Below are 6,434 nucleotides of genomic sequence, written 5' to 3'. Positions count from 1 at the left end.
GGCCAGCGCCGCGCGACGTTCCCAGAGCGTGGTGAAGAAGGCGCTGCTTCGTGTGAGCGACTGCGCCAACGCGAACAAGACCCGCTCACGGCTGTCAGCGTCGGGGAACAGCGACTGGTAGTACGCATGGGCCTCGGCATCGAGGCGCGCCTTGTTGCCGTATCCGGCCGGCAGTAGCAGGCGGAGCGACGCGTTGGCATAGCGGTACAGCATACGCACCAGCCAACTATCGGCCATACGCGCCTGCTTCCACATGCGCGCGTCATCTTCGAAGCTCCACATCCAGCTGTTCACCACCACCAGACGCGACAGGCGGTGCGGGTTGTCGAGCGCCCAGTCGAGAGCAATCGGGCCGCCAAAGTCGTGCACGACCAGGGTGAACGGCTCGCTGGGCGCGTGCGCCTCCATGAAGTCGCGGAATCGCTTCGCGTGCGCTTCTGGAGTGTACACTGCCCCGGTGGGCCGATCGCTCAATCCGAATCCGAGATGATCGACGGCGATGCAACGATGCGACGATTCCAGTGCGCGGATCTGATGTCGCCACTCGTAGCTGCAGGTGGGTGTACCATGCACAAAGCACACTGCTGGACCGCTGCCGACATCGATGTAGTGCAGGGCGCCGTCAGCTCCCTGGTGACGCCGTGCAGGCCATGGCCAGTCGCGAGGCGTCGCAGCAGTCATCAGCTGGCTCCGATGGCCCGCGCGAGAATGTTCGGATCGATATTGCCGCCGGTGACCACCACCAGTGTGGTACGACCACGCGTATCGAGTTTGCCGGAGAGCAGCGCGGCCAGTGCCGCCGCACCGCCGGGTTCCACGACGAGCTTGAGCTCCCGCACCGCGAAGGCAATCGCCGTCAGCACTTCGGCTTCCGACACTCGCAGCCCTTCACCCACGCGCGGCTGATTGATCGAGAAGGTGAACTCACCCGGAATGTCGGTGACGATCGCATCGCAGATGGAGCGATGGCCCGGCTCATTCGCCACGCGATACCCGAGTTCGAGCGAGCGGGCCATATCGTCGAAGTGCTCCGGTTCGCACGGATGCACCACCGTGCCCGGGGACACCGCTTCAGCAGCCAACGCGCAGCCTGCGGTGAGGCCGCCGCCGCCGCAGTTCACGTACAGGCAATCGGGCATTGCCCCGCGTGCATTGGCCTGCTGCAGTGCCTCCAGCGCCAGCGTGCCCTGACCAGCCACCACATGCGGATCCTCGAATGGCGGCACCACCGTGGCGTCCGTCTTTGCCGCAATGGCCCGGCCGATCGCCACCCGGTCTTCCGTATACCGATCATACAGCACCACTTCGGCGCCAAACGCCCGCGTGCGCTCGATCTTGAGCGGCGGCGCGTCCTTGGGCATGACGATCGTCGAGCGCATGCCGAGCAGTGTGGCGCTGTAGGCCACTGCCTGCGCGTGATTGCCCGATGAGAAGGCGACCACGCCGCGCGTGCGTTCTTCCGGCGTGAGTTGCAGGAGTCGGTTGAGCGCGCCGCGCAGCTTGAACGATCCGGTGTGCTGCAGCACTTCGGCCTTGAGCAACACACGGCCGCCGGCTGCAGCGTCGAGTGCCGGAGATTCCAGCAGTGGGGTTACCGCCGCATGGGGCGCAATGCGCGCCGCTGCCTCGCGGATGTCGTCGATCGTCGGTGCGGTCAGGGCTGGTGCGGTCATACTTGGAATGTCATGTCCGGGCGGGGGCGGGACAAGCCAATGGCCGCCTGTCCGCACCCGGCCCGGCCCGGTGCTACTTGAGCCAGAGCACCACCGTGCCACACGCCACGTTACCGCTGGGTTCCTGTGGCCGAAATTTCGATGCCTCGCTTGGTCGCGCATTGGGTTTTCCCGTCGCGTTGTATCGCGCGGGCGTGGTGGCCGGCGTGTAGAACTCGAAGCCGATGATATCCGAGGTGTTGAGCCAATCCAGTCTGATACTGGGTGGGTCTTCCCGCAGACCATTGACCCACGTCACAGGTAGGCAGGGGATGCCGGACCGTGTGATCAGCAACCGATTGCCGTTGTCCGTTCCCGCCAATCCAACCCGCAAGGCCCCGAACCGGCCGTGCAACAGTGAGAACACACTGGTGTTCTTGTGCTTCTCAAAAAAACGCCAGTCAAGAAATCGCCCAATGCCCATGCTACGGGATTCCTCGAATTGACGCAGTCGCATGGCATACCGTTCCTCGAACTCCGCTTCCACGCGCACCGTGCTGAGCGTCGGGGCGATGGGGGTGAGGACGACCTGCATGGAGAGCGAATCACGGGCCATGAACTGTGTCCTGACCTGGACCGGCGAGTACCCGATGGCGCGCACCACTAGCTCCTGATCACCGGGTGGCACGTTGGTCAGACGGAAGACTCCTTTGCCGTCGGCCATCGTCCATTGGCCAAGCTCTGCGACTCCGATGAGTGCCGACCGGACCGGACGACCGGAGACGGCATCCAGCACCTGACCGCTGAGCTGCGCAGGAGGTTCGTTCGTGGCCGTCGGTTCCGTTGATTGAGCGCGGGCCGTCACCGCGCCAAGCATCAGTGTCGCAAGCACAAAAGCCGGCAGACCCGCAAGTGTCCAACGCATCAGGGCATCCTCATTCGACAGCGTTGCGCCTTTGCTTCGGTTGGGCGACTACCACTACTTGATCCACAGCACCACGGTGCCACAGGACGTGTTGGATCCGGTTGCGTTGTATCGCGCTGGCGTCGTGGCCGGGGTATAGAACTCAAGTCCGAGAACATCCGCGGTGTTGAGCCATTCCAAGCGAATCCCTCCGTCGCCCCGCATGCCGTTGACCCACATTGCCGCCAGGCAGGGTGGACTGGATCGTGTGACCACGAACTTGTTTGCGAACTCTGCCCCCGCCAACCCAACCCGAAAGGCACCGAACTGACCGTTCAACAGTGTGGTCAGGCCGGTGTTCTGGTGCTTCTGAAAAAACCGCCAGTCTAGATGTCGGCCAGCGCCAAGGCTGCGGGACTCCTCGAATTGCCGCAGCCGCATCTCATACTGCTCCTCGAACTCCGCCTCCACCTCTACCGTGCTGAGTGTCGGGGGAATGCGGGTGAGCACCACCTGCATGGTGAGCGAATCACGGGCCATGAACTGTGTTCTGACATGGACTGGAGAGTACCCGATGGCACGCACCACCAGCTCCTGGGGGCCGGGAGGCACGTTTGCCAGGCGGAAGGCGCCATTGGCATCAGCCTGCGCCCAACTCCCGAGGCCTGCCATCTCGATCAGTGCCATCCGAACCGGACGACCGGACGCCGCATCCAGCACCTGCCCACTGAGCTGAGCCGGTGGTCCCTCTATGGGCGGTGCCGGTGATTGCGCAGACGCTGCCGAGGCAACGAGCACCAACCCTGCCATCGCACGAGCAAAAATCGATCGCATTGAAACGGGCCCTCATTTGCAAAGGCGCCTTGCGCCGTCGGCAACTGGTGCGCGGCGTTCAAAACGTCATGGTGGGTACCAGAGTTGCTTCCGCTGCTGTCGCCAATGTACTGTCGGCATCTGCCCCGCGCAGCAGGAAACAGGTGGCGCCACTGCCGCTCATCATGCCGATGGCAGTCTGTCCCTGTGAGCGAAGCGCCGCCGCCTGACGCTGCACGATCGGCAGCGCGATGGCCACGCCAGCGTGCATGTGCGGGACCACCCGCTCGAAATCGTTGGCGGCAATGGCGGCAATGGCGTCCCATGTGCCCAGCGCATGCGGGGGCAATCGTGACGCCGTGATGGGAGTCTGCGCCGTGTCGCGGGCCGCGGCAAAGGCTCCATAGGCGGCTCCGGTATTCACCCCGGTTGCGAAGGTCACCAGCGTCACCGCCATCGGAGGCAGCGCCGGCAGTGCCAGCAGACGGTCGCCGCGCCCCCAGGCCCAGGCCCGCGAATCACCACTCACGAGGAATGGCACATCGGCGCCTAGTGTGCCGCCAATCTCGAGCAGACGCGTGAGCCCGAGCGGTTGCGGCGCCAGCGTATCCAGGGCGCGCAGCACCGCAGCCGCGTCAGCGCTGCCACCACCGAGACCGCCGCCAACCGGGATGTGCTTCTCGATATCGATCTGCCACGACGTGAGCCACGGATTCGCGCGCCCGTATGCCGAGGCGGCGCGCCACGCGAGGTTGCTGCTGGCTTCACCCAGTCCGTCTGAAGGCATGGCTGGTCCGTCGCAGTGCAGCGACGACGGCCCCGCGTTCACGCCAACACGCACCACGTCATGCAGGGCCAGTCGTTGAAACAGTGTCTCGATGCCGTGATACCCACTCGCCTCGCGGGCGAGGATGTGCAACACGAGGTTGATCTTCGCGTACGCACGCTCCTCCACAGACGCCGTCATGTTTCGGCGGAGGCGCCCTGCGCCTGACGCACGTTGCCGAAGCTGAGACCGAGTCGTGCGAAGTAGACCGCGCCGAACACCGTGATGGGGATGAAGCTGAGCAGGTGGTATCCCAGCGCCCAGCTGATGGCCAGCGCGTTGGGCACGCCGTATACACCAAGGCCCGCGACGGCCGCGGCCTCGAAGACGCCGAAAAAGCCGGGTGAACTCGGAATGGCCACACCAATCCCCAGCACGCCCTGCAGGAAGAGCGCGGCGCTGAACGGCACGTCGATGCCAACGGCCATGAAGCCGAGATACAGCGCCAATGCGTGTACACCCCAGTGGGCGATCGCCCACAGCAACACCGCCAGGAAACGACGGGTGTCGCGCAGTACGGCCAGACCACCAATGCCCATTTCCACGAACCCCACAATCACGTCGGCGAACCGCGGCATCACGCGCCGCGCGATGGCACTCACGAGACCAATGACACGGGCCGGTTGCAGCACCACGGCATAACACACGATCAGCAGCAAGGTGAGGAACACGATGCCGCCGCGCGCGAGTTGCGGGATGGACTGACCGGCCAGCGTCGCGCCGGCGGGGAATCGCGGGTCGAGCATGGCGCCGAACATCATGCCGAAGAGCACCAGCGCATCGAATACCCGATCGACACCGAGTGAACTCAGGGCCGTGGAGATGGGGACACGCGGCACTTCCCGGGTGAGGGCGAAGGCGCGGCCAAACTCACCGGCGCGGAACGGGAAGACGTTGTTCATCATCATCCCGATGGCGGTGCTGCGCCACAACGGGCCAAACGGCAGCGAGCCCACCACCGGCTCGAGAATCGGACGCCAGCGCCGTGCCCGCAGCGGAAAGATGCAGGTGGCGACCACCGTGCAGGTCGCGAACAGCAGCGCGTTGGAGGTGCGCAGCACGCCCCACACTTCGTGCAGGTCCACCGTGCGCAACGTCCACCACAGCAGCAATGCGCTGAAGGCAATCCCCACCCATGTCTTCCAGCTGCGCACTAAATCCTCTCTGGCAGGCGCGACACGCCAGCTTTTGGCACCATCACGTGGTCACCGCCAGATCGAGCAGGTCACTCAACTCCTCGAACAGCGCATAGGCTTCGGGCGCCGTCGCCGTGCCGCGCTTCCAGTGTCGCGATAGCTGGTCGCGAACCTCGCGTGCCCGGGTGATGGCCGAGTGGCCGCGATAGAGCAGTGACTCGATCGGCACGACGGATGGTTCGGGTGTGGGTGCGCCGGCCCACGTCACCCCCACCTGCTTCACCTGTTGGGCGAGTTGCTGGTCGGTGAGCTCGCGATCCATCAGCAACCGGGCGAGCGCCTGCACGCCGACGCGCTCACCGTTTGTGACCAGCGGTGCGCGGGCCATGCGGGTGGCCAGCGACCCGATGCTCGACGCGCCATAGCTCTCGGCGACATCGGCGAGCCCGGTCAGTGCGCGGCGCACACCGTCGGTGAGAGCGAGTTGCGAGGGACCAGGGGCACTGCCCGCCAGTGCAGCGGCTTCGCGGGCCACGCCATCGGCCGCCGCCGCGATGTCACCACGGAACCGCTGGGCCAGGGTGATGGGCGGGTTGGGGTTGCGCTGAACGACCGGCGGCACGCCATCGTCGGGGAAGAAACGCGAGATGGGCACCACCTGCGCCGCGGGCGAGTTGGCCGGCGCGCTGGTGGCGAGATAGCCGGCTGCTACCGCAGCGAGCGCGGCCGACTGCGTGCGGGCCCGGCGCTGCTCGGCGTCACTCCAGAGCGAGGCGCGCGTCACGAGGGCGCGTAGTTCGGCCAACGCCCCACGGACCGCAAAATGCAGCCGCTGATCCCAGCGCAGTTCCTCGTCGCGCAGTCCCGTCGCGATGCGTTCCACGGTGGACGTGAAATCGGGCAACCCTTCCAGTCGCGTCATCGTGGCACTGCCACGCAACGCGCGGGCACTGGCCAGGAATGCCGCCGCATCGGGCGCCGCCTGGGTGGCATCGCTCATGAGCTGGTCGAGGCGATCGAGATACTCGACCGCTTCCTTCTGGAAGAACTCGATGAGGGCCTGCGGTGCACTCATGCGGAACCCGCTCCTGGGGAAGGGCTGG

At 65.6% G+C, this 6,434-nt stretch carries 7 protein-coding genes; all 7 read right to left on the bottom strand.

What is annotated here, in order from left to right:
- A partial coding sequence (locus VGE27_RS16615; RefSeq protein ID WP_331050794.1) for an alpha/beta fold hydrolase occupies nucleotides 1-681 on the bottom strand: 681 nt, incomplete at its 3' end.
- A complete protein-coding gene (locus VGE27_RS16610) occupies nucleotides 681-1,673 on the bottom strand; it encodes a threonine/serine dehydratase (RefSeq protein WP_331050793.1) in 993 nt (330 codons plus the stop codon). The genes VGE27_RS16610 and VGE27_RS16615, both read right to left, overlap by 1 nt.
- Before the next feature lie 73 nt (nucleotides 1,674-1,746).
- A complete protein-coding gene (locus VGE27_RS16605; protein ID WP_331050792.1) occupies nucleotides 1,747-2,577 on the bottom strand; it encodes a carboxypeptidase regulatory-like domain-containing protein in 831 nt (276 codons plus the stop codon).
- Nucleotides 2,578-2,631: 54 nt separating this feature from the next.
- Nucleotides 2,632-3,366 carry a carboxypeptidase regulatory-like domain-containing protein gene (locus VGE27_RS16600; protein ID WP_331050795.1) on the bottom strand — a complete coding sequence of 245 codons (735 nt, stop codon included), beginning with the start codon at nucleotides 3,364-3,366 and terminating at the stop codon, nucleotides 2,632-2,634.
- Between the two features lie 82 nt (nucleotides 3,367-3,448).
- A complete protein-coding gene (ispE, locus tag VGE27_RS16595; RefSeq protein ID WP_331050791.1) occupies nucleotides 3,449-4,336 on the bottom strand; it encodes a 4-(cytidine 5'-diphospho)-2-C-methyl-D-erythritol kinase in 888 nt (295 codons plus the stop codon).
- On the bottom strand, nucleotides 4,333-5,349 hold the full coding sequence (locus VGE27_RS16590) for a lysylphosphatidylglycerol synthase transmembrane domain-containing protein (RefSeq protein WP_331050790.1): 1,017 nt from the start codon (nucleotides 5,347-5,349) through the stop codon (nucleotides 4,333-4,335). Before VGE27_RS16590 ends, ispE begins: the two co-directional genes overlap by 4 nt.
- A 43-nt stretch (nucleotides 5,350-5,392) precedes the next feature.
- Nucleotides 5,393-6,434: hypothetical protein (locus VGE27_RS16585; protein WP_331050789.1), on the bottom strand; the 1,042-nt coding region annotated here is incomplete at its 5' end.

The sequence above is a fragment of the Gemmatimonas sp. genome (assembly GCF_036405635.1).
In the GTDB taxonomy this organism is placed as follows: domain Bacteria; phylum Gemmatimonadota; class Gemmatimonadetes; order Gemmatimonadales; family Gemmatimonadaceae; genus Gemmatimonas.
Note: the sequence above shows the minus strand (reverse complement) of the source record. Positions and strands in the feature narration are given on the sequence as shown.